Source organism: Cedecea sp. AS113 (genome assembly GCF_037152415.1).
Lineage (GTDB): Bacteria > Pseudomonadota > Gammaproteobacteria > Enterobacterales > Enterobacteriaceae > Cedecea.
Map to the genome: position 1 here is coordinate 45,472 of NZ_JBBCMI010000010.1, position 22,708 is coordinate 68,179.

Below are 22,708 nucleotides of genomic sequence, written 5' to 3' on the forward strand. Positions count from 1 at the left end.
TATTGATTCAATTTACCTCATGTGAAAGGCCAGTTTTATCGTTTGTCAGCCCGGATGGATTTTTATCCAATAGCCCGCAAATGATGCACAGGAGAAGGGCTAATGGGATCGCAAATCTGGGTGGTGGGTACGCTGCTTGCCAGCATAGTGTTAATCGTGTTGACCATCATAAAACTGAAGCTTCATCCTTTCCTCGCGCTGCTGCTGGCGAGCTTTTTCGTCGGCGTGATGATGGGCATGGGACCGCTGGAGATGGTCAACGCAGTGGAAAGCGGCATCGGCGGCACACTCGGCTTTTTAGCCGCGGTCATCGGGTTGGGGACCATTCTGGGAAAAATGATGGAAGTCTCCGGCGCCGCCGAACGCATTGGCCTGGCGCTGCAGCGCTGCCGCTGGCTTTCCGCCGACGTGATTATGGTACTGGTCGGCCTGATTTGCGGCATTACGTTGTTCGTTGAGGTTGGCGTGGTGCTGCTCATCCCGCTGGCCTTTTCCATCGCCAAAAAGACCCACACTTCGCTGCTGAAACTGGCGATCCCGCTGTGTACCGCGCTGATGGCCGTTCACTGCGTGGTGCCCCCACATCCGGCGGCGCTGTTTGTGACCAATAAACTCGGCGCCGATGTAGGCACCGTGATTGTGTATGGCTTAGCGGTTGGCCTGCTGGCGTCTCTGGTGGGTGGCCCGCTCTTTCTGAAATGCCTGGGCAAGCGTCTGCCGTTTAAATCCGTTCCCGTCGAATTTTCATATCTGCAAACGCGCGATGCGGCTTCTCTGCCGTCCTTGAGCGCCACGCTGTTTACCGTGCTGCTACCCATTGGCCTGATGCTGGCGAAGACGCTCGCTGAGCTGAACATGACCCCGGGCAGCACGGCTTATACCGCGCTGGAGTTTATCGGCAACCCGATTACCGCCATGTTTATCGCCGTTTTCGTGGCCTATTATCTGCTGGGCCTGCGTCAGAACATGGGTATCGCTACGCTGCTGAGCCACACCGAAACTGGCTTTGGCTCCATCGCGAATATCCTGATGATCATCGGGGCAGGCGGCGCATTTAACGCCATTCTCAAGGCCAGCGGCATGGCAGACAGCCTGGCGCTGAGCCTTTCCAGCCTGCATATGCATCCGATCCTGCTGGCCTGGCTGGTTGCCCTTATCCTTCACGCCGCCGTCGGGTCTGCGACCGTGGCGATGATGGGCGCCACGGCTATCGTTGCTCCGCTGCTGCCGCTCTATCCCAACGTCAGTCCGGAGATTGTGACGCTCGCCATCGGCTCCGGCGCTATCGGCTGCACCATTGTGACGGATTCGCTGTTCTGGCTGGTGAAGCAGTACTGCGGCGCGACGCTCCATGAAACCTTTAAGTACTACACCACGGCGACATTCATCGCTTCTTTAGTTGCACTGGCCGGCACATTCCTGCTTTCCTTTATCATCTGAGCGCCAGGAGGCTCGTTATGAAATCGACAGAATTACACACGTTAACCGAAAAATTTCCGCTGCTCAGCGAGCTTACCGCCCTGAACGAAACGACCTGGTTTAATCCGGGAGCCACCTCCCTTGCCGAAGGCTTACCGCATGTTGGCCTGACTGAGCAGGACGTGAAAGAGGCGCACGCCAGGCTGGCTCGTTTTGCGCCTTATCTGGCCAAAGCATTCCCGGAAACCGCCGCAGCCGGTGGGATTATCGAGTCAGAGCTGGCCGCCATTCCGGAGATGCAAAAGCGCCTGGAAAAAGAAAATGGGCAGCGGCTCTTCGGTAAACTGTGGCTGAAAAAAGACAGCCATCTGCCTATTTCTGGCTCGATTAAGGCTCGCGGGGGCATTTATGAAGTCCTGACTCACGCGGAAAAACTGGCTACCGAGGCGGGCCTACTGAGTCCTGAAGATGACTACAGCCAGTTGCTTTCTCCTGAATTACGCGAGTTTTTCAGCCGCTATAGCATCGCCGTGGGCTCTACCGGCAACCTGGGTCTGTCGATTGGGATCATCAGCGCCAGAATTGGCTTCCGCGTCACGGTGCATATGTCCGCCGACGCCCGCGAATGGAAAAAAGCTAAACTGCGCAGCCACGGCGTGGAGGTGGTTGAATACGCCGAAGATTACGGGGTTGCCGTTGAGCAGGGGAGAAAAGCCGCCGAGGCTGACGCCAACTGCTTCTTTATCGATGATGAAAATTCCCGCACGCTGTTCCTTGGCTACGCCGTCGCCGGGCAACGGCTAAAAGATCAATTCTCGCAACAGGCTATTACCGTCGATGAGCAGCACCCTTTGTTTGTCTATCTGCCCTGCGGCGTCGGCGGCGGCCCCGGTGGCGTGGCGTTTGGGCTGAAACTGGCCTTTGGCGACCACGTTCATTGTATTTTTGCCGAGCCAACCCACTCCCCCTGCATGCTGTTAGGGGTTTATACCGGCCTGCATGATGCGCTTTCCGTGCAGGATATCGGGATAGATAACCTGACCGCCGCCGACGGTCTGGCTGTGGGGCGGGCTTCCGGCTTTGTCGGCAGAGCAATGCAAAGGCTGCTGGACGGCTTCTATACCGTGGACGATCAAACGCTGTACAACCTGCTAGGCTGGCTGGCTGAAGAGGAAAATATTCGCCTGGAGCCGTCGGCCCTGGCCGGTATGGCCGGGCCGCAGCGCGTGTGCGCGACGACGTCTTACCATGAGCTGCAGGGCTTCAGCGCCCAACAGCTTGATAATGCGACGCACCTGGTCTGGGCCACCGGAGGCGGTATGGTTCCTGAGGCTGAGATGGCGCAGTATTTAGCGAAGGCTCGCTGATTAGCCCCTCACCCCAGCCCTCTCCCCAAAGGGGAGAGGGAGAAAACCCCGGCATATTTTGCTCCCGATCGGCCCCTCGCCTAATAAGGGCCGGAAGAAAACCCGCATCTTTGGCCTGAATGCTGTTCTGTCCCCTCTCCCTTCCAGGGAGAGGATTAGGGTGAGGGTCACCTTCCCCGTCATATTTTTGTCATTTAGTTACCTTACTCTCACTTCCGGTTTAATTATTTGATCAATCTACGCGCGTAGATACACTGCGAGAAATGATTAAAAATGGCATCTTCGCCAACAGATAACGTTCGATCTCTGTGAGAACTCTAATGACGACAAGCACTTTCTCCCCTCCTCCGGCCTCGGCGCAACACGCGGCAGAAGAGCGTCTGGCCACGCCGGAAGGTAAACGTGATTTTATTCGCGCCACCTTCTCCTGCTGGCTCGGCACCACGATGGAATACGCGGACTTCGCGCTGTATGGCCTGGCGGCCGGGATCATCTTTGGCGATGTGTTCTTCCCGGATGCCACGCCCGTCATGGCGCTGCTCTCCAGCTTTGCCGCTTACTCCGTGGGCTTTGTTGCCCGGCCAATAGGCGCCCTGCTGTTTGGCTGGCTGGGCGACCGCTACGGCAGAAAAATGGTGATGGTCATTACCATTGCGCTGATGGGCTGCTCCACTACGCTTATTGGCCTGATCCCAAGCTACGCGCAAATTGGCGTCTGGGCGCCAACCTGCCTTGTGATTCTGCGTTTTGCCCAGGGGCTTGGCGCGGGTGCGGAGCTGTCCGGCGGTACCGTCATGCTGGGTGAATATGCACCAGTGAAACGCCGTGGCCTGGTGTCCTCCATTATCGGGCTGGGCTCCAACAGCGGCACGCTGCTGGCTTCTCTGACCTGGCTACTGGTGCTGCAGATGGATAAAGAGACGCTGCTTGCCTGGGGCTGGCGTATTCCGTTCCTGTGCAGCATGTTGATTGCCGCTGTTGCCCTGATTATTCGCCAGCATCTGCGTGAAACCCCGGTGTTTGAGCGCCAAAAAGCGCTGCTGGAAGCCGAGCGTAAACAGGTGCGGGAAAAGGGGCTGGCCGAGCAGCAGAAAGATCCTCGCAGCTTCTGGCAGCGGACCCGCGCCTTCTGGACCATGGTCGGGCTACGCATTGGTGAAAACGGCCCTTCTTATCTCGCCCAGGGTTTTATCATTGGCTACGTCGCCAAAGTGCTGGCAGTGGATAAATCCGTCCCCACGCTGGCGGTGCTGATCGCCTCGGTGCTAGGCTTCGCCATTATTCCTTTTGCCGGCTGGCTCTCCGACCGCTTTGGCCGCCGGATCGTTTATCGCTGGTTCTGCCTGCTGCTGATTATCTACGCTTTCCCGGCCTTTATGCTGCTGGACTCGCGCGAGCCGATGATCGTTATTCCAACCATCGTTGTCGGCATGGGGCTGGCTTCGCTGGGCATTTTCGGTGTGCAGGCCGCCTGGGGCGTGGAGCTTTTCGGCGTGACAAACCGCTATACCAAGATGGCGTTTGCCAAAGAGCTGGGGTCGATGCTTTCCGGCGGAACTGCACCGCTGATTGCCGCCGCACTGCTCTCCTGGACCGGGCACTGGTGGCCTATCGCGCTCTACTTTACAGTGATGGCGGGCATCGGGCTGGTGACCACCTTCTTTGCACCTGAGACCCGAGGTCGCGACCTTAATCTGCCGGAAGACGCTATTTGATTTGTCACAGAGTTGACGGCGATTTTTACGGAGCAAAGCTTTATGCTGTGGCTCCGTTTATCGCCCGCCAGCCAAATAAAGCAGGTATTCAGTGACTAAGCCTCAAGTACACCGCGTTACCCGCGCTGAAGTCGCCAAAGAAGCAGGGACTTCCGTCGCGGTCGTCAGCTACGTGATTAACAACGGCCCGCGTCCGGTCGCGCAGGCGACGCGTGAGCGCGTGCTCGCCGCCATCAAGAAAACCGGCTACCGCCCGAACGGCATTGCCAGGGCTTTGGCCAGCGGCACCACGCGCACCTACGGTTTAGTCGTGCCCAATATTGCCAACCCGTTTATCTCGTCCATGGCGCACGCGCTCCAGCAGGAGGCTTTTGCCGATGGCCGGGTGCTCTTGCTGGGGGATTCCGGTGACGATCGCGCCCGCGAGCTGGAGCTTATCAATAACCTGCTACATCGCCAGGTGGACGGGCTGATTTATACCAGCGTCGACAGGCATCCTTACATCGATCTTATCCAGGCCAGCGGTACGCCTTGCGTGATGCTGGACAGGGTTGAGCCGGAGCTGAACGTTTGCTCGATTCAGGTTAACGAGCAGCACGCCGCACGGCGCGCAACCCGCCATCTGATTGAGCACGGCTATCGCGATATCGCCATTATTTGCGGGCCACAGGAGATGCTAAACACTCAGGATCGCATCAGCGGCTGGCGGCTGGCGCTGGAAGAAGCGGGCCTTACCGTGCACCCTGAATGGATTTTTTCAACGGATTACACTCGCCAGGGCGGCTACGATGCCACAAAGCAAATGCTGGCTGGCGAATTGCCTCGGGCGCTGTTTGCCACCAATGAACAACAGGCCTTTGGCTGCCTGAGAGCACTGTCTGAACACGGGCTTTCCGCGCCGAAAGACCTCGCCCTGGTGTGCTTCAACGGCACCCTGGAATCGGCCTTCAACGTTCCCTCTTTGACGACGGTTCGCCAGCCCGTCACGAAAATGGCAAAAAAAGCCATCGAAATGCTGAAAAAGTGGGACGGGCAGCCGCATAAACACGAATTTGATTTTGAGCTGGAGATTGGCGAGTCCTGCGGCTGTCACTCCCTCACCACAGCAGGAAGTTATAAGTAACATGAAGCGTTTAATTATCGATTGCGATCCGGGTAACGGCGTTGCCGGGGCTAACGTAGACGACGGTCTGGCCCTTGCCCTGGCGCTTGCGGCGCCGGAGATTTCTCTGGAGCTTATTACCACCGTGTCCGGCAATACGCCAAGCGAAGTGGGCTACGCCGTCGCCTCTGATTTAGTCGCTCGCCTGGGCATGGCCGTTGAGGTCGCCCGCGGCGCTTCGCGTGCGCTGATCGAGCCTTCAGCACCGTGGCGGGAACATCTGGATCACAAAGTCGATAAAGTGGGTCTGCGCCACCTGTGGAAGGACGTTACTGCCCCGCAAATGCTGGCCGAAGTTGCCCCGCTGGCGGTGCATAAGATGGGCGAACTTATCTGTACAAATCCTGGTGAAATCACGCTGATAGCTATCGGCCCGTTGACCAACGTGGCGCTGGCTTTGCAGCTTTACCCGCAGATGGCGAGCGCGGTAAAAGAGATTGTCATCATGGGCGGCGTGTTTAACGTTGACGGCTACCTGAAGGATACCAACTTCGGCGTTGACCCGGAGGCCGCACACGCCGTGCTGACCAGCGGCGCAAACATCGTTCTGGTGCCGATGGACGTCACCACCCAAACCATGATGACTCACCAGGATTTAGATGCGCTCGCCACCTGCGATAACCGCCTGAGCCGTTTTCTCGTGGACACCATTCGCCCGTGGATGGATTTTTCCATGCAAACTCGCCAACTGCCGGGCTGCTGGATCCACGATGTGCTGACCGTTGCCTGGCTGCTTGAGCCCGAGCTGGTGAGCTGGGCGGAGGATTATGTGGATGTGTCGCTGAGCGGGCTGAGCCGCGGCAGAACCCTGCGGTATGGCCCGGAACATTTGCGGCTGACGGTGAACGTTGACTCGCCGCAGGGCAAGCCGGTGAAGCTGCTGCAAACCGTGGATAACCAGAAGCTGCTGGCGCTTATCGACCGGCATATCCGCCAGTTTGCATAGGCAATAGAAAGGGCGCTTAAGCGACCTTTTTACTGCTAAAAAACGCTGGTGATAGAAGAAAACCAGACGACTCGTTAAAAAACAGGAAAATCAATTTGTTGATTTTCGGCTGATAACCACAAAGAGGAAAAAACCACGCTTTTTCCCTCTTTGTCAGCAACGTTAAAGGGCGCATAAGCGCCCTTTTTTACAGAACCTTGCTAAGGAAGGCCTGAGTTCGCGGGTTTTGCGGGGCGCTAAAGATCTGCGCCGGCACGCCCTGTTCCTGAATCACACCCTGGTCAATGAAGATCACCCGGTCCGCCACTTCGCGGGCAAAGCCCATTTCGTGGGTCACGATAATCATCGTCATCCCTTCCTGCGCCAACTGTTTCATCACCGCCAGCACTTCGCCGACAAGCTCAGGATCCAGCGCTGAAGTTGGCTCGTCGAACAGAATTATCGACGGCTCCATCGCCAACGCACGGGCAATCGCCACGCGCTGCTGCTGGCCACCGGAGAGGCTCGAAGGCCAGGCGTCGATTTTGTCCAGCAGGCCGACCTTTTGCAGCAGCTTTTCGGCGCGGTTTACCGCTTCCGCTTTGGACAGCCCTTTCAGCGACATGGGTGCCATGATCAGATTTTCCAGCACCGTCATGTGCGGGAACAGGTTAAAACGCTGGAACACCATGCCCACGCCTTCGCGCAGCGTGTTGAGATTAGTTTTTGGGTCGTGTACCGCAAAACCGTTGACTACGACTTCGCCGCCGTCCGGTTTTTCCAGCGCGTTCAGGCAACGCAGAAACGTACTTTTGCCGGAGCCGGAAGGGCCAATCACGCAAACCACTTCCTGAGGCGCGATATCGCAGGAGATACCGCGCAGCACGTGAGTTTTGCCAAACTGTTTCTGTAAATCCTTAACGTGAATCACTTTTGCCAAACCTCTTTTCCATATGTTGCACCAGCAGCGAAAGCAGGAATGTCAGCACCCAGTACACCACGGAGATGGTCAGGTACGGTTCCCAGTAAGTCGCGTAAGCGCCGGAAACGGTACGCGCCGCGTAGGCCAGGTCGGCGAGACCGATGGCGGATGCCAGCGACGAGTCTTTCACAATGGCAATCGCGTTGTTGCCCAGCGGCGGCAGGATGCGGCGGAACGCCTGCGGCAGAATAACCTTACGCATCGTTTTGCCCCAGCCCATACCCAGCGCGCGTGACGCTTCCATCTGCCCTTTGTCGATGGACTGAATACCGGCACGGAAAATCTCGGACACATAGGCCCCGGCGTTAAGGGTGATCGCCACCACGCAGGAGAGAAACGCGCCGTATTCGGAGCGAAGGTCGCGGGCAAAGTCCACGGACATCATCCCGCTGGTGATCATGATCCCGTCGCGCGGGTTTATAAACAGCGGCACCAGCGCAAAGTGAACCACCATGATCTGCACGAACAGAGGCGTGCCGCGAAACGCGCTGACGTAAACGCGCACTGGCCACTGCACGGCATAACGCAGCACGTGCTTCCACGGGCCGTCATCGGCGTGAGCCATACGCCCAAGCCCCAGCAGCAGCCCCCAGGTCGTGCCTAAAATCACGCAGATAATGGTGCACTTGATGGTCATCAGCGCGCCCTGCATAAACAACGGCGCGTATTCTGAGATTATCTCCCAGCGAAATCCGGTCATACCTGTCCTTTTTGGGGCCGGAACGGCCCCGATTGATAATTACTCTGCCGGGAGGGTTGGAACGTTGTTGTCGAACCAGGTGGCGTAAATTTTAGCGTAGGTGCCGTCGGCGATGATTTTCTTCAGGCCGGCGTCGATTTTGCCTTTCAGCTCGGTATTACCTTTGGCAACCGCGATGCCGAAGTACTGACGCTCAAACTTGCTGTCCGGTACCAGCTTCAGCGGTTTTTCCGGGTGGGATTTGATGTAGTACTTCACCACGCCCACGTCGCCCACGGCGGCGTCGATACCGTCTTCAGTCAGTTCCTGCAGCATCAGCGGCGTGTTGTCAAAGCGCTTGATGTCGGTACTGTTTTTACCCAGAACGTCGGACACTACAATGTCGCCGGTGCTGGAGTTAACCACGCCCACTTTTTTGCCTTTCAGCGAGGTAACAGAATCTACTTTAGAGTCGGTCGGCACCACGATGGATTGCTCTGCCGGGAAGTACGGCGTGGAGAAATCGACCATCGCTTTACGCTTGTCGGTGATGGTGATACCGGAAATGATGATGTCGCGATCGCCGGAGTTCAGCGTGGCGAAGATACCTTCCCACGGCGTGTTAACCAGCTTGATATCAAACCCTTCGGCTTTAGCGATGGCTTTGATGATGTCGATATCGAAACCTTCCAGCTGTTTCTGGCTGTTTTCGTATTCAAACGGGCGGTAGGTGCCGCCGGAACCCACAACGTAGGTCTGCGCCAGCGCCTGAGCAGAACTGAACAATGCCGCGAGCAAACACCCGCCAGCCACTACTGATTTCATCGCTTTAGTAAACATAGAAGCCCCTGGATATATGATGTTTTTATGCAGTTAATTTGCATAAAAATACATAATTACCCGAAGTGCAGCAACAGATAATTCACGCTGAGTGATAATTACTGACACTGAGGCTTCAGAATAGCGTCCAGCAATGGCGCCATATCAGGCCGCCAGGCGCCCTCTTCCCCATCGTAGAATTTTTCATCGCCGTTGACTGCATACGGAATCTGCGCTTTTTGTAATTCACAGGCGACAAACGTCGCCATCGCAACCTGCTGATCGACCGGTAATTTACTGCCAGGAGACCAGTTCCCGACCCAGGAAAGATGGCCGGTTTTCTGCTGCCAGTGCACGGCGGTTTCGATGCGGGCGTGGATAGCCGCTTTTTCAGCATCCGTCCCCGTCGTCCACTGGTTTTTTCCGTTCCATGTTTTGCCGTTCCAGTTTTTTGGGCCTCCCGGCATCAGGTGCCAGTCAGCCATGACCAGTCCGTGGCGGGATTCAGGAATTTTAAGCGTGGCCAGCGCTTCCGGGGAGGCGTGGTTGCGTGGCGCAACAAAGATATGGCGCTGAGGGCTGATTTTATGAATTGCCTTCACGGTTTTGTCGTAAATCTGGTTGAGCAACTGAGGGTTGGCGCTGAGTTTCTCCTCCGGCTGCCCGATAATATCGAACACCAGCGAGTCGTCATTTTTGGCAAAAAAGCGCGCCACGGTCGTCCACCACTCCACAATATCTTCCGCATTTTCAGCGGTCGGCTTCGCTTTCAGCTCCGCAGCCCGGTAGCTGATCACCGGCACGATATGGTACTGCTCGCAGGCATCCACGATGCGCCGTAAATGCACCAGTTTCTGATGGGTTATCGGCCCGGCAACGCGAATGCGGACGTGGCCAAAGCCTCGCTGCTGAAAGTCACGCACCGTCAGAGGGTCAAATTCGCGGATGCCTCGCTCTGTTAATGCCCAGTCAACGTTCATTCCCACCCCAAGCTGGCTGGTCCAGGTGGGCGGCAAAACATCCTGCTGCTGCGCAAACGAACTGGCACAGAAAGAGAGGGCAACCAGAATAAGAGTTGGCTTTAACATCGGCGGCACGTTACTTAGCGAAGGAAAACTAATATTTAGCATGCTTTTCCCATTTTCGGGGAGTGAGGATTGCAATAAAAAATTAATCGTGATGCCGAGTGTGAAGGATTGCCAAAGCGAACTACTCGTCGCTGAGCACAATGCCGAGCCTGTCCGCCATCTTCACAATCTCTTCAACCACTTCTGGCGTTGAAAATATCCCACAAGCTTCACGCTGCAACGCTAAATCCTCAGGACGAGTTCTGTCGCCATAAAAAAGGAAAGCACTGCTGTCATCATGCTGTCGGGATTTCCAGACCATGCCGTCAATGGCGGGATTTTGATCGTGAATCGCGCGCGCCCAGCGCTGCGTTTGCGGGTAAACCAGGCGATCGCTTAACAGAAAAAACTGCTTTGATAACCCCATCCGGTAGAGGTCTGCTGTTTTAAGCGTCACCAGCGTCATCTCTCGCCTGAGCACCAGTTGACTCATTCCCCAGTGCCGCCACGGCCTGATGGATAAAAAGCCCCGCCGCTCGCCGCCAATCAGGTCGTGAAAAAGCGTTTCGGCCAGCGCCCCTGTGATGCTGTCTGCCGCATACAGGCTTGGCACCAGCCGCCCCTGTATATCTTTAAAAGGGCTGAACCTGGCACCGTAATCGTTTCCGGTCAGTTCACGCCCTGGATTGAAACTGTTTCCAGGCCAGGTAAGGGCATGACAGCGATAAAGGACCTTTCCCGCCGGTAAAGTTTCTTTAAAAATCGGGATCGCGTCTCCCGGCTCAGGAAGTTCAGGGGCAAGCAACACTGGCTCGCCAAAAAGTCCTTTCGTTTTGGCCTCATCCTTCGGCGCCATCCTGTAGCCTCCTGACCTCGTATTCAGCGGCCTGTAGCACGTTAGCCGGATAAGCAGAGACCATTTCGGCAGGCGTTTTTCCCGCCAGCAGTCCGTTAGAGGTCGCAAACCATTCTGCCAGCCCCCAGGCCGTTTTATGCTGAGCGAAGGTTTCCAGAATGACTTTCATCACAGGCAGAGGACGGTAGTTTTCATCCAGACCATAGCGCGGATAGACGTTCCCGACGCCGCGTTTAATGACCGAGAAAATTTTTCCAGCCGCCTTCCAGCGCGTTGGCTGAGCCGAGACATTTTTTGTCGAGTAGCCGCCCAGCATGGCGATTTCATGGGTGGTCAGCCAGCCTTCGTCCGTTAACCTGTCTCGCGCCTGTGCAAGGCGGGCCTGGTTAATCACCTCGCACTGCTGGGCCGGAGGAAGAAAACTGCTTTGTGCCGCGTAACGCTTTGACGAATCTGCAGTGTAGCTGGCCGCGGGTACATGGGCGACAAGCACGCTCTCACCGATAAGCTTCTCGCCATAGAGTTCCACCAGCTTTTCATAACCGTCATTAAGCTCCAGCGCCTGCTGCTGCGTTTGTAGCTCTTCGGTTGCCTCTAGCAGATGAGTGAGTTGGGTATGCAGCGCTTCCAGCCCGGAAACGCCACCGCGAAGCGCAAGCTGCAGGGTCAGCCCGGCTTCGCGCTTGCTGTTTGGCTCGCGAACGCCTCTTGCAAGCGTGAGCTTCACGCTCTCGCTGTCAAACAGCACCCGGTCTTTTTTCTTCTCAATACGTCCGGTTTGCCTTGATACCATTGCGCCCTCCAAAATAACCCAACTAACCAACCTAACCTTAATAACCCTAACAACTTTATCGCCGGGTACAAAAAATGTCCAGACTGGAGAAGGCAATCTGGGAAGCATCGCCATAAAAAAAGCGCGACGTCTCCGCCGCGCTTCGTAAAAGCCTGAGAAAACTTATTTCAATTCAGGCCAGTAGTCTTTGTTCGCTTCAATCAAATCATCAAGAATCGCTTTGGCAACGGAGGCGCTCGGCACGGTTTTCGACAGGGTGATCGCCTGCCACAGTTTCTGATAAGAGCGGTGCTCCCAAGCATCCACGACCAGTTTTTCAACGGCGACCTGCTGGCTCATCAATCCTTTCTGGAACTGAGGGATGTTCCCCACGACCAGCGGCTCCGGCCCGTCTTTGCCCACCAGACAAGGGATTTCCACCATGGCTTCCGGGTCGAAGTTATTGATTGCCCCGTTATTTGGCACAATCAGCAGCATCCGCTCCTGGGTGTTAAAGGCAATGGCCGTTGCAAGATCGACGATGTAAGAGGCATGTTCGTCAATTTCCAGCTCACCTGCAGAGGATTTCCCGGCGCTAATAATGGCGTTGCAGGAACCAAACACGTGCTTCTCGCGGTGATCCATTACCTCATTCGCCCTGGTGCGCTCCGGGTTGGAGTGCTGCACCACGTAATCCGGATACAAATAGTATTTCAGGTAGGTGTTCGGCAGCGTGTCCGGATCAAGCGCCCAGACATCTTTTGCTTTGGCAAACGTATCGTTCCAGCTTGCTTCGGTGCCATGCTCATCTTTTGGCGGCACATAGCCATATTTAGCCACATGTTCGCGAATTTTCGGCGTCAAGTCATTGCCGTCTTTATCTTCTACGTGAGTCCACCAGCCAAAGTGGTTCAGGCCGTAGTAACGCACCTTCATCTCTTTGCGATCCTTCAGGCCCACAATCTGCGCCATGCGGCTTTCGATGCCGATAGGCATATCGCAGATATTCAGGATTTTTGAGTCTGGACGCAGGCGGCGGGTCGCTTCCGCCACAATGGCTGCCGGATTGGAGTAGTTCAACATCCAGGCGTTCGGCGAATATTTTTCCATATAATCCACCAGCTCCAGCACGCCGCCGATGGAGCGCATGCCGTAGGCTATCCCGCCCGGGCCGCAGGTTTCCTGGCCGAGTACGCCGTGGCGAAGCGGGATTTTCTCGTCTTTTTCACGCATCGGATATTTGCCCACACGAATGTGCGCCATCACAAAATCCACGTCACTGAACGCTTCCTGCGGGTCGGTGGTATAGCTGAAGTCGATATCCGGGGCCTGCTCTTTCAGGATGATTTTGCAGGCTTCGGCGATAGTTTCCTGGCGTGCGCCGTCGTTATCGTAGAACTTCAGCGCCCGCAGCGGGAAACGGGTCTGGTTAGCCAACAGCATCAGCACGATGCCAGGGGTAAAAGTACTGCCGCCACCTGCTACAACTACCGAGAATTTTTTCATGATACTGCCTCCGTCATGGATGGGTGTTCGTCTGAAGTTTGCTCTTTGATAAGGGTTTCAATCTGGTCGCGAATTTGCGGGACATGCAGCCCGACAATCACCTGAATGCCATTGCCGCTGCGCACCACGCCGTGGGCGCCAAGGGCTTTGAACACTTCGTCGGCTTCGGTCAGAGCCATGTCACCGAGTGTGATACGCAGACGAGTCGCGCAGTTATTCAGGCTGGCGATATTCGCCGCGCCGCCGAGCGCCTGCAGGAAGCCATGCGCCTGCCCGTGCTTTGCATCCTGACTGACTGCCGCACTGGTTTGCTGCCGTGCCGCCTGGTAGTCGGCCTTGCTGTAAAGTTTGATCTCGCTGTCTTCCCGGCCCGGCGTTTTCAGGTTGAAACGCAGAATCAGGGCACGGAAAACCACGAAGTAGACGCCGGTAAAGGCGATGCCGATGCCTATCTGGGTAAAGACCATCGAGGCGTGGTTATGGAACATGGGGATCCAGTTTTGCGGCAGGAACTGGTCCAGCAGGCCGCCGCCCATGTTGCCCACCACGCCCGCCATGTACATCACCGTTGCCATTGAGGCGGCCAGGAAGGCGTGAACAGCGAACAGCAGCGGAGAGATAAACAGGAAGGTAAATTCCAGCGGTTCAGTGATGCCGACCAGCATGGCTGTCAGCGTCGCGGGTATCAGCAGCCCGGCAACCTTCACGCGGTTCTGCGGCGAGGCAGTGTAGTAGAGCGCCAGCGCGATACCCACCGAACCGAACACCTTCGAGTTGCCGTGCAGGGCGAAGCCGCCTTCCGGGAACAGAGATTTCAGCGAGGCAGTGCTCTGGCTGAACTCCTGCAAATGCTGCGCCCAGTACACCTGAATGCCGCCTTCAACCGCCGCCGGGCCGAAGATGAACGGGCCATAGACGAAGTGGTGCAGCCCGGTAGGGATCAGAATACGTTCAAGGAAGGTGTATACCCAGACCCCCAGCGCCCCGGCACTGCGTAAAAACGCCTGCAGCGATTCGATGCCGAGCTGCACTTTTGGCCAGCCGAGCAGCGTCAGCCAGGCGCAGGGGATCATCACCAGGAAGGCCACAATCACCACAAAAGAGCTGCCCTGGAAAATACCGAGGAACACCGGCAGCGGCTTATCGAAATAACGGTTGTGAATCGCGGTGACGATGCCGGAGATAACAATCGCTCCGATGATGCTGGTGTCGAGCGTTTTAATCCCGGCCATTATCGTCAGGCCGCTGCCTGCCGTAGGGTCGAGGCTAAAGTCGACGCCGAAGTAGTGCCCCCACGTCATCCCCATCGCATTGATGAAGTAGTTCCAGGTTAAGAAGCTCACCAGCACCGCCAGGCAAGCTCGCCCCTGGGCCTGTTTTGCCAGGCCGATGGGCAAACCCACGGCAAAAATCAGCGGCATATTGCGGAACACCGTCCAGCCGCCTTCCTCGATGATATGAACAATTTGTGCAAACAGAGTGTCTGGTGCGGTGAGCGCTTCGCCAACAAACAGCGGGTTGCGCAGCATGATGGCAAGCCCGACCACGATCCCGGCAAAGGGGAACAGCAGAACCGGGGTAAACATTGCACCACCAAAACGTTGTATTTGACTGAGCATTTTTAAATCCTCATGTAACAACTTCGTAGAGTAAGAGGCGGCCTTATTTTTTTAGTTGGCCTGAGGCTGAGGATATGAGCGCGGGCGGTGGCTCGCCGCGTCAGGCGCAGCGATTCGTGATCGTATTCATGGTTTTTATTTGGCCAAAGTTGTCTACTTTTAGAGTTAAAACTAGACAATTAACCGACATATAACGGCGTGATAAAGCCTGGAGATGTCCAGCTATGATCTACAAATCAATTGCCGACAGGCTACGGCTGCGGCTTAATTCTGCCGACTACACCCTAGGCAGCCCCCTGCCTGGGGAAAAGAAGCTGGCTGAAGAATTTGGCGTGTCGCGCATGACGATTCGTAAAGCGGTGGATTTGCTTGTGGGCTGGGGTCTGGTTAATCGCCGCCAGGGCAGCGGCACCTGGGTGACAAAAAAAGACGTTCACCACGAAACCACTAACCTGACGGGTTTTGTGGAAGTGATGCGCAGCCAGGGCAAAGAGGTGCTGAGCGAGGTGCTGGAATTTAACGTGATGCCCGCGCCCCCGGCGATAGCCAGCCTGCTGCGCATTAAGATCGACGAAAAAATCTATTACTCCCGCCGCGTGCGCGCCGTGAGCGGCAAGCCGCTGATGGTGGAAGACAGCTATATGCCGGTCAAACTCTTTCGCAACCTGTCCCTGGCCCACCTTGAGGGGTCAAAATTCAGCTATATCGAAGATGAATGCCAGATAGTCATCAGCGGCAACTATGAAACGCTGACGCCGGTACTCGCCGACGCAAAAACGGCAAAACTGCTGAACATCGCGGAGGCGACACCGATTTTGCGCATCACCTCGCTCTCCTACAGCGATAAAGGCGAGTTTCTTAACTATTCGGTGATGTTCAGAAATGCCAGCGAATATCAGGTGGATTACCACTTACGCCGGGATCATTCGAGGGTGCCGCCCGGCCAGTCGGGCGGCGGAGAGCTATAGTCCCCAGAACAGCAGCGCCAGCAGTTGGGGAGTAATAATGCGCAGGAACATCACCAGCGGGTAAACCGTAGCGTAAGAAAGCGCGGCGGCTCCACTGGTCGCATGCAGCCCGTTGGCAAAGGCCAGCGCAGGTGGGTCTGTCATCGAGCCCGCCAGCATGCCGCACAGCGTCAGGTAGTTCATCTTCACCAGCAGGCGAGCAAGCAGGCCGACGGTAATCAGCGGCACCGCGGTGATCAGAATGCCGTAGCCAATCCAGCTTACGCCGTCGCCCACCAGCAGCGTGTCGATAAAATCTCCGCCGGACTTGAGCCCGACCACCGCCAGAAACAGGACGATACCCAGCTCACGCAGCGCCAGGTTCGCGCTCGGCGGCATAAACCAGTAAAGCTTGCCGATGCTGCCGATGCGCCCGAGGATCAGCGCCATAATCAGCGGCCCACCAGCCAGGCCAAGGCGCAGCGCCGCCGGGAAACCGGGGATAAACAGCGGAATGGAGCCCAGCAGCACGCCAAGCCCGATGCCGATAAACACCGGCAGCATTTGCACCTGCTGCAGCTTATGCTGCGCGTTACCGACCTCTGCGGCCACCGCGTCGATCGATTGAGGGCGTCCGACCAGGTTGAGGATGTCGCCGAATTGCAGGCTGGCGTTGCTGCTGGCCACCAGCTCGACCCCGGCGCGGTTAAGGCGAGATATCACCACGTCATATTTCTGCTTCAGATGCAGATCGCGGATCTTCTTGCCCAGAACCTTTTCGTTGGTCACCACGACGCGCTCAACCCGCAGATCCGTGCCTCGCGTGGAAAGCGAAGTATCCACTTCGTTGCCGATCACCAGCAGCGCTTTGTGCAGATCTTTTTCTGCCCCAACGAGGTGCAGCAGGTCGCCAGTCTGAACGAGGGTGCCTGGAGAAGGCACCATCAGCAGCTCTCCGCGCTTGAGGCGGGAGCAAATTATCTCGTCGCTGTTAAGAATAGGGATGTCCTGAATCATCAGACCGTTCAGGTTTGGGTTGGCGACGCAGATATTCATGGTGTGCAGCTGGGCGTGATTTTGGCCGCTGTTGGCTTCAAACTTCTGAGCTTCTTTGTCAACGCTGACGCGAAAGGCCATGCGTAACAGCCACATGGTCAGCAGGATGCCGCAAATCCCAAACGGATAGGCCATCGCGTAGCTCATCCCCATTTGGTCAACCAATTGCCCCGGCGTGCCGAGATCGGTCAGGATCTGCTGCCCGGCCCCCAGCGCTGGCGTGTTCGTAACGGCACCGGAGAAGATCCCCAATACCACCGGCAGCGGCACATCAAACAGCTTGTAGACCACGGCAGTGACCAACGCACCGAGCACAACGATAAGAATAGCGAACAAATTTAGCCGCAAGCCGGAAACGCGCAGGGATGAGAAGAAGCCGGGTCCGACCTAGATGCCTATCGTGTAAACAAACAGGATCAGCCCAAATTCCTGGATAAAGTGCAGCATGTCGCCGTTCAGGCCAATCCCGGCCTGATTGACAAAGTGGCCGACAATAATGCCGCCAAACAGCACGCCTCCGATCCCGAAGCCTACCCCGCGGATCTTGATATTACCGATCCACAATCCCACGACGGCAACCAGCGCCAGCATGCTGACGGTTAACGCTATTCCACTCATATATAATCCCTGTGAATAACATTATTGTTACTAAGGATTCTGGCAGAGCTATGGGGAGGATAATGGGGTGCGGAGCACAAAAAAGGCCCCATTTTCAGGGGCCTTAATACTTCATATGGGAAAATTATTTAGCTATTCAGCGCCGGGCGTTCGCTAATGGCGATCCGCTGCGGAGCAACCGCTTCCGGGATGTCCCTCACCAGGTCAATGTGCAGCAAGCCGTTGGTGAACGTTGCCCCTGAGACCTGCATATGCTCGGCCAGGGTAAAGCTCAGGCTGAACGGCTGAGTCACCAGCCCCTGATGCAGCCAGTTGGTCTCTTTTTCCGGTTTAACCGGGGTGCCCTTCACGCTCAGGCGGGTGCCTTCCAGCTCGATATCAAGATCTTCCTGGCGGAAACCGGCCAAAGCCAGCGTGATGCGGTAATGGTTATCGTCGCTTTTTTCGATGTTGTACGGCGGGAAGCCCTGGCTTTCACCGCTGGACTGCAGCGCGTTGGCCAGTTTATCGAAGCCGATCCATTGACGCAGAAGTGGGGATAAATCGTAGTTACGCATAGTGTTTTCTCCTTCTTTGAAGCAAGAAATAACCTGCCCGCATGCGAACGGGCATTGGCTCCCTGACGGCAAGCCAGCTTGATGACGGGCCGCGCACGGCGCGACCCCATGAATTAGTTGATTTCGATGCGGCGAGGCTTCATCGATTCAGGAATTTCACGTTCCAGGCTGATGTACAGCAGGCCGTTGACCAGGTTCGCGCCACGAACGTGGATGTTTTCCGCCAGCTGGAATTTGCGCTCGAAGTTGCGTTCGGCAATGCCCTGGTAGAGGTAAGTCCGCTCTTGCTGCTCGCCCGCGTGCGCCCCTTTGACGATAAGCAAGTTATCCTGGGCAGTGATCTCAAGTTCGCTTTCTGCGAAACCGGCGACGGCGATAGCAATGCGATAGTGGTTTTCGTCCACTAATTCAACGTTGTACGGAGGGTAGCCGCCGTTACTTTGGCTCTGGTTGCTTTCCAGCAGATTAAACAGACGGTCAAAACCAATGGCGGAACGGTACAGCGGAGAAAGATCGAAGTTACGCATAATAAAAAGCTCCTGAAATCAGCGAGTAAGATGTAAAAGCCTTCCCTTTGGACAGGCCATGAACCTGAGTACCCAATCGGCGTACTCTCTCTGGTTACCCTACTAAAATGTGGCTTGCTTAAAATTTTTCAAGGCGCCTGAACGCAAATTTTTTGCGTGAATGGCTTTCCTTACTTAGACTGGCAAACAGCATAAAAGGTTAAAAATATGCGATAGCCGCCGCAGAGCGGAACGAGGAACATTTTTAAATCACGGGCGGGTGTTATAACTCCGCTGGGGCTGGTACTCCGCCAACCATTGAAGATGACAGCAAAATGATAATGAGAAACTGGTTTCCAACTCTGGTGATTAGCAGCGGGCTGTTATTACTGACCGGCTGCTCAAGTATGATGTCACACAGCGGCGGCAAAGAAGGCTTGTATCCTGGTACCCGAGCCAGTGCGGCAACGCTTGGCGACGACGACACCAGTTGGGCAATCAAGCCGCTGGTTGCGCTGGACCTGCCGTTTACCGCCGTGCTCGACACGGTGCTGCTGCCGTGGGATATGTTCCGCAAGGACAATTCGGTGAGATCGCGTGTGGAAGCCAGCGAGCAACAGAATCTGGCCACTAACGCCGTTATCCCACCGGCAGAACTGCCTCACTGAATCATTTACAGGCCGGTTTCCGCGCTCCATAACTGACGGAAACCGTCGACGTCCTGCATCCAGGCAACCTGCCTGCCGTTCGGGGAGAAGACGATGGCATCGCCAGAAGGTGCTTCGCCCTCTGCCGAACTTAATGGCGTAATGACCCCGCTTTGCGCGTCACACAGCACCACACGTCCCTGCTGCACAAACCCAAGAGCTTTACCTGAAGGATGCCAGTTAAAGGCCGACTGAATGTCGTGCTCACCGTGGGTAACCTGCCGGGGCTCGCCGCCGTTCGGGGATATCACCCAAAGCTGCACCACGCCGCTGTCGTCGCGCATCAGGAAGGCAAGCTGGCTGCCGTCCGGGCTGCTGCGGATCCAGTGCCGGGGCTGATTCACCAGACCCGGATAACGGCGCTGATGGGTAAAGGTCAGCCGACGTTGCATCACGCTTTTTGGCGGCGCTGGCAACGTCGTGGCGGTGCCACACAGCGGTTCACTTCCGGCCTGCTGGTAAGCCTGCGGCTCATTGGGAAGGTCCACGATAAACAGCTCGGGCACCTTCTCGCCGTTTGCTAACCGGGTATCGCCGATAAACGCCAGCGCCCAGCGTTGAACGCTGCCGTCTGGCTTCCGGTAGCCATGTTCCCCGACCCAGCCTTCTTCGTAGGCACGGTTAATCTCATCGCTGCCGGGCTCTGGCTCTGCCGTCGTGCGGCTCACCAGCACGCAATAATGGCTCCCGCCGTATTCTCGTGGATGCTGTTTAGCCGGCATCACGGGGCCAAACGGCAGCGCGACGCCGACGTTACGCAGGTCGAGGCGCGCATCAAGCTCGTGCATAACGTGGTCGTTGTAGGTGAAGCTCAAGCGGCTGCCGTCCGGGCTCCAGACGTGAACATGGCTGCCGCCGCGCAGCGCCCCTGGGGTATAGGGCGAGGTAATGTCCATTGCATCAAGATTGCTGGCCTCACCCTGCGCCACAACCACGCCACGGCGGTGGTGGAAGTCATAGTGCCAGTCGACGTCCGGGTTTTCCGGGCCATGGATAAAAACGTAGCGCTCCGGCTGCCGTGGATTCACGGTCACCACGCCAACGTGGGCGCCTTCAGGGGCGCGATAAACCACCTCGACGTCACCGTTCTGGATATTAACTCGCTCGATGGTTGTGCCGGTAAAAGAGGCTCCCGAAGGCCGAACGTCGAAGGCCAGCCACTGGCTGTCCGGCGTCCAGGTGTTAACGTTGGTAAGCTGATGATGACGCGGTGCGAAGGTGAGTTGTTTGATCACGATTTTGCCCTGAAGCGCTGAGTACGCCTCAGGGTAAAAGAATTAGCCAGGCCTTTCCACTTTGCCAGGCAACCTGCCCCGGAGCCACGCGCAAAACTGGCGGGTTAACGGGTCATTTTCGCTTTCACGATGGATAAGCCACGCCCAGTCAGCGCCGCGCACGGTTTGCTCCACCAGCGGGCGAAGTTGCTCAATTTCCCTTTTTCTTTCTGCCAGCAGCTGGCTGACAAGCGCAATACCCAGCCCGTCTGCGGCGGCGTCAAGCAACAATCCAGGATCGGAGAAATTCATCCCCTGGCTTTGCTGGCCGACGTCCACCCCGCCAGCCACGCTCCAGTGCTCCCAGCTCATCTCGCGTTCGCCGTGCAGCGTTAGTCGCTGCTCTACCGGCAAATCCTGCACGGCGGGATGGCTGGCCGGATAAAGTCTATCCTTGTACAACACCTCGAAAAGACATTCTGCCTGCTGGCTGAGGTCATCCCGGATAGCCACATCGACGGTTTCGCTGGCCATATCCGGCGGGTCGAAGCTGGTGAACAGCCAAAGATCGGTCTGCGGATACCGGCGATTAAAGTCCGCCAGATTAGGCAACAGCCAGTGCCTGGCGAAAGCGGGCGTGGTGTTCACGATAAGCTGATTCGGCTTGCGGTACTGATCGAGCCGACGAATACCCACCGCCAGCTGTTGCAGCATGACCTGCGCGGTGCTGTAGAGATCCTGGCCGGCGTCCGTCAGGCTGACGCTGCGCCCGCTGCGAAAGAACAGCGGCTGCTCCAGGTAATCCTCCAGGCTGCGGATTTGCTGGCTGATGGCCGACTGGGTCAGGTGCAGTTCAGACGCAGCCTGGTGAAAGCTTCCCAGACGCGCGGCGGCTTCAAACCCACGCAGGGCATTTAACGGTGGCCAGTGTTTTAACATGTCGATAAGCCAGGCTAATCAGATGTCCGCTAAATATATCGTTGGAAGCCGAATTCAGCCAGTGATGAAATATCCATCTGTAATACTGAGCAGAATTTCTTACGTTAAAACAGCTATACGGGAGTCCGGTATGTCAACGCGTCGTGAATTTATTAAATGTGCCTCGGTGCTGGCCGGGATGGGTATGGCGGGTTCTCTCGGGCTGCCTGTTTCTGCCTTCGCGGCCGTTAGCCCGGGCTGGCGTATGCCTGACGAAGGAGAACCGCAGCAGCGTGCATTTATCGCGTTTGGCGCTCAGCGCGCCATCTGGAAAGATTTTACCCCTGACGTGCAGGATGCCCTGGGGCGCATCGCGCACGCCATCGCCGGTTACCAGCCGCTGACGGTATTTTGCCGGGAGCACGAACGCGCGCTGGCGGAGGAAAAATGCGGCAGCCACAACGTCACTTACGTGGTGACCGAGCTGGACGACATCTGGATGCGGGACACCGGCGCGTGCTTTGTCACTTCATCGGCAGGCAAACTCGCCGCCGTGGGCTTTAACTTCAACGGCTGGGGCAATAAGCAGCGGCACAGCAAAGACACGAAGCTGGCGGCATTTATGGCCGAAAAATACGGTGCAGCGCCGTTCATCCGCAGCGCGCTGACGGGCGAAGGTGGCGGGATTGAAGTGGACGGGCACGGCACCGGCATCATGACCGAAAGCAGTTGGGTAAACGCCAACCGCAATCCGGGCTGGAGCCGCGACCGGGTAGAGCAGGAGCTGAAAACACAGCTTGGCCTGAAAAAGATCATCTGGCTGCCGGGCATCAAAGGCAAAGATATTACCGATGCCCATGTCGATTTTTACGCCCGTTTTGTTGAGCCCGGCATAGTGATCGCCAACCTCGATCCCGACCCGGATTCCTGGGACCACAAAGTGACGCAGACGCACCTGGACATCCTCAGGCAGGCCACTGACGCCGAGGGCCGCAGGCTACAGGTTCACACCGTCACGCCGCCGCAGGTCCCACGCGCAAGCCGCTTCAGCGAAGGAAACCCGGACTTTGCCGCCGGGTACATCAATTACTTCGTGATTAACGGCGCGATTATCGCCCCGGAGTTTGGCGATGAAGAGACGGACGAGGCGGCGTTTAGTTTGCTGTCGACGCTCTACCCTGAACGTGGGGTTGTGCAGCTAAACATCGACGCAATTGCCGCCGGAGGCGGAGGGATTCACTGTGTAACAAATCAGTTACCCGCAGTGAAATAACAAAAGGGAGCGCACCTGGCGCTC

20 protein-coding genes and 1 pseudogene are annotated in these 22,708 nt (G+C 56.7%); 8 read left to right on the forward strand and 13 right to left on the reverse strand.

The features are described from left to right. Positions 1-102: 102 nt before the first annotated feature. From dsdX to WFN87_RS13595, 5 genes are all read left to right on the forward strand, one after another. A complete protein-coding gene (dsdX, locus tag WFN87_RS13575; RefSeq protein WP_008458762.1) occupies positions 103-1,440 on the forward strand; it encodes a D-serine transporter DsdX in 1,338 nt (445 codons plus the stop codon). A 17-nt stretch (positions 1,441-1,457) separates the two neighbouring features. Next, entirely contained in the window at positions 1,458-2,786 is a 1,329-nt protein-coding gene (gene dsdA, locus WFN87_RS13580; RefSeq protein WP_336983194.1) for a D-serine ammonia-lyase, read from the forward strand. Between the two features lie 320 nt (positions 2,787-3,106). Then, positions 3,107-4,501: an MFS transporter gene (locus WFN87_RS13585; protein ID WP_336983195.1), complete on the forward strand. Its 1,395-nt coding sequence runs from the start codon at positions 3,107-3,109 to the stop codon at positions 4,499-4,501. Between the two features lie 91 nt (positions 4,502-4,592). Next, positions 4,593-5,624 carry a LacI family DNA-binding transcriptional regulator gene (locus tag WFN87_RS13590; protein WP_008460682.1) on the forward strand — a complete coding sequence of 344 codons (1,032 nt, stop codon included), beginning with the start codon at positions 4,593-4,595 and terminating at the stop codon, positions 5,622-5,624. A gap of 1 nt (position 5,625) precedes the next feature. Next, the gene (locus WFN87_RS13595) at positions 5,626-6,609 is read left to right on the forward strand and encodes a nucleoside hydrolase (protein WP_336983196.1); all 984 of its coding nucleotides are present in this window, start codon (positions 5,626-5,628) and stop codon (positions 6,607-6,609) included. A gap of 187 nt (positions 6,610-6,796) precedes the next feature. Here WFN87_RS13595 and WFN87_RS13600 read toward each other — a convergent pair whose 3' ends face one another. The 8 genes from WFN87_RS13600 to WFN87_RS13635 form a co-directional block, all read right to left on the reverse strand. Then, entirely contained in the window at positions 6,797-7,519 is a 723-nt protein-coding gene (locus WFN87_RS13600; RefSeq protein WP_008460680.1) for an amino acid ABC transporter ATP-binding protein, read from the reverse strand. Beyond that, complete coding sequence (locus tag WFN87_RS13605; protein ID WP_008460679.1) at positions 7,506-8,270, reverse strand: amino acid ABC transporter permease; 765 nt, start codon at positions 8,268-8,270, stop codon at positions 7,506-7,508. Before WFN87_RS13605 ends, WFN87_RS13600 begins: the two co-directional genes overlap by 14 nt. 39 nt (positions 8,271-8,309) lie before the next feature. Then, positions 8,310-9,074 carry a basic amino acid ABC transporter substrate-binding protein gene (locus WFN87_RS13610; RefSeq protein WP_085938922.1) on the reverse strand — a complete coding sequence of 255 codons (765 nt, stop codon included), beginning with the start codon at positions 9,072-9,074 and terminating at the stop codon, positions 8,310-8,312. A gap of 113 nt (positions 9,075-9,187) precedes the next feature. After that, positions 9,188-10,156 carry a cellulase family glycosylhydrolase gene (locus tag WFN87_RS13615; protein WP_336983197.1) on the reverse strand — a complete coding sequence of 323 codons (969 nt, stop codon included), beginning with the start codon at positions 10,154-10,156 and terminating at the stop codon, positions 9,188-9,190. 121 nt (positions 10,157-10,277) lie between these two features. Next, positions 10,278-10,991 carry an RES domain-containing protein gene (locus tag WFN87_RS13620; protein WP_166994814.1) on the reverse strand — a complete coding sequence of 238 codons (714 nt, stop codon included), beginning with the start codon at positions 10,989-10,991 and terminating at the stop codon, positions 10,278-10,280. Further along, positions 10,975-11,784 (reverse strand): hypothetical protein, encoded by an 810-nt coding sequence (locus WFN87_RS13625; protein WP_336983198.1) that lies wholly within the window; start codon positions 11,782-11,784, stop codon positions 10,975-10,977. Before WFN87_RS13625 ends, WFN87_RS13620 begins: the two co-directional genes overlap by 17 nt. Positions 11,785-11,946: 162 nt before the next feature. Beyond that, complete coding sequence (locus WFN87_RS13630; protein WP_336983199.1) at positions 11,947-13,269, reverse strand: 6-phospho-alpha-glucosidase; 1,323 nt, start codon at positions 13,267-13,269, stop codon at positions 11,947-11,949. Next, positions 13,266-14,888 carry an alpha-glucoside-specific PTS transporter subunit IIBC gene (locus tag WFN87_RS13635; protein ID WP_336983200.1) on the reverse strand — a complete coding sequence of 541 codons (1,623 nt, stop codon included), beginning with the start codon at positions 14,886-14,888 and terminating at the stop codon, positions 13,266-13,268. The genes WFN87_RS13630 and WFN87_RS13635 overlap by 4 nt, the downstream gene beginning before the upstream one ends. Before the next feature lie 224 nt (positions 14,889-15,112). On the opposite strand from WFN87_RS13635, the gene WFN87_RS13640 reads away from it, so the two are divergent. Then, positions 15,113-15,856, forward strand: a complete 744-nt coding sequence (locus WFN87_RS13640) for a UTRA domain-containing protein (RefSeq protein WP_166994822.1) — start codon at positions 15,113-15,115, stop codon at positions 15,854-15,856. Here the strand turns inward: WFN87_RS13640 and WFN87_RS13645 are convergent. The 3 genes and pseudogenes from WFN87_RS13645 to ibpA form a co-directional block, all read right to left on the reverse strand. Continuing rightward, positions 15,851-17,509, reverse strand: a pseudogene (locus WFN87_RS13645) (putative transporter). The gene WFN87_RS13640 and the pseudogene WFN87_RS13645 sit on opposite strands and share 6 nt — an antisense overlap. 128 nt (positions 17,510-17,637) lie before the next feature. After that, positions 17,638-18,066, reverse strand: a complete 429-nt coding sequence (ibpB, locus tag WFN87_RS13650; protein WP_008460665.1) for a small heat shock chaperone IbpB — start codon at positions 18,064-18,066, stop codon at positions 17,638-17,640. A gap of 113 nt (positions 18,067-18,179) precedes the next feature. Next, on the reverse strand, positions 18,180-18,593 hold the full coding sequence (ibpA, locus tag WFN87_RS13655) for a small heat shock chaperone IbpA (protein ID WP_008460663.1): 414 nt from the start codon (positions 18,591-18,593) through the stop codon (positions 18,180-18,182). 314 nt (positions 18,594-18,907) lie between these two features. On the opposite strand from ibpA, the gene WFN87_RS13660 reads away from it, so the two are divergent. Continuing rightward, positions 18,908-19,240, forward strand: coding sequence for a YceK/YidQ family lipoprotein (locus tag WFN87_RS13660; RefSeq protein ID WP_008460661.1), 333 nt, complete (start codon positions 18,908-18,910; stop codon positions 19,238-19,240). Between the two features lie 5 nt (positions 19,241-19,245). On the opposite strand, the gene WFN87_RS13665 is transcribed toward WFN87_RS13660, so the two are convergent. Together WFN87_RS13665 and WFN87_RS13670 are read right to left on the reverse strand one after the other, a co-directional pair. Further along, on the reverse strand, positions 19,246-20,511 hold the full coding sequence (locus WFN87_RS13665) for a DUF3748 domain-containing protein (protein ID WP_336983254.1): 1,266 nt from the start codon (positions 20,509-20,511) through the stop codon (positions 19,246-19,248). A 45-nt stretch (positions 20,512-20,556) separates the two neighbouring features. Then, positions 20,557-21,432 carry a LysR family transcriptional regulator gene (locus WFN87_RS13670; protein WP_336983201.1) on the reverse strand — a complete coding sequence of 292 codons (876 nt, stop codon included), beginning with the start codon at positions 21,430-21,432 and terminating at the stop codon, positions 20,557-20,559. A gap of 130 nt (positions 21,433-21,562) precedes the next feature. Here WFN87_RS13670 and WFN87_RS13675 point away from each other — a divergent pair, with 130 nt between their 5' ends. After that, on the forward strand, positions 21,563-22,684 hold the full coding sequence (locus tag WFN87_RS13675; protein WP_336983202.1) for an agmatine deiminase family protein: 1,122 nt from the start codon (positions 21,563-21,565) through the stop codon (positions 22,682-22,684). Positions 22,685-22,708: the final 24 nt, after the last annotated feature.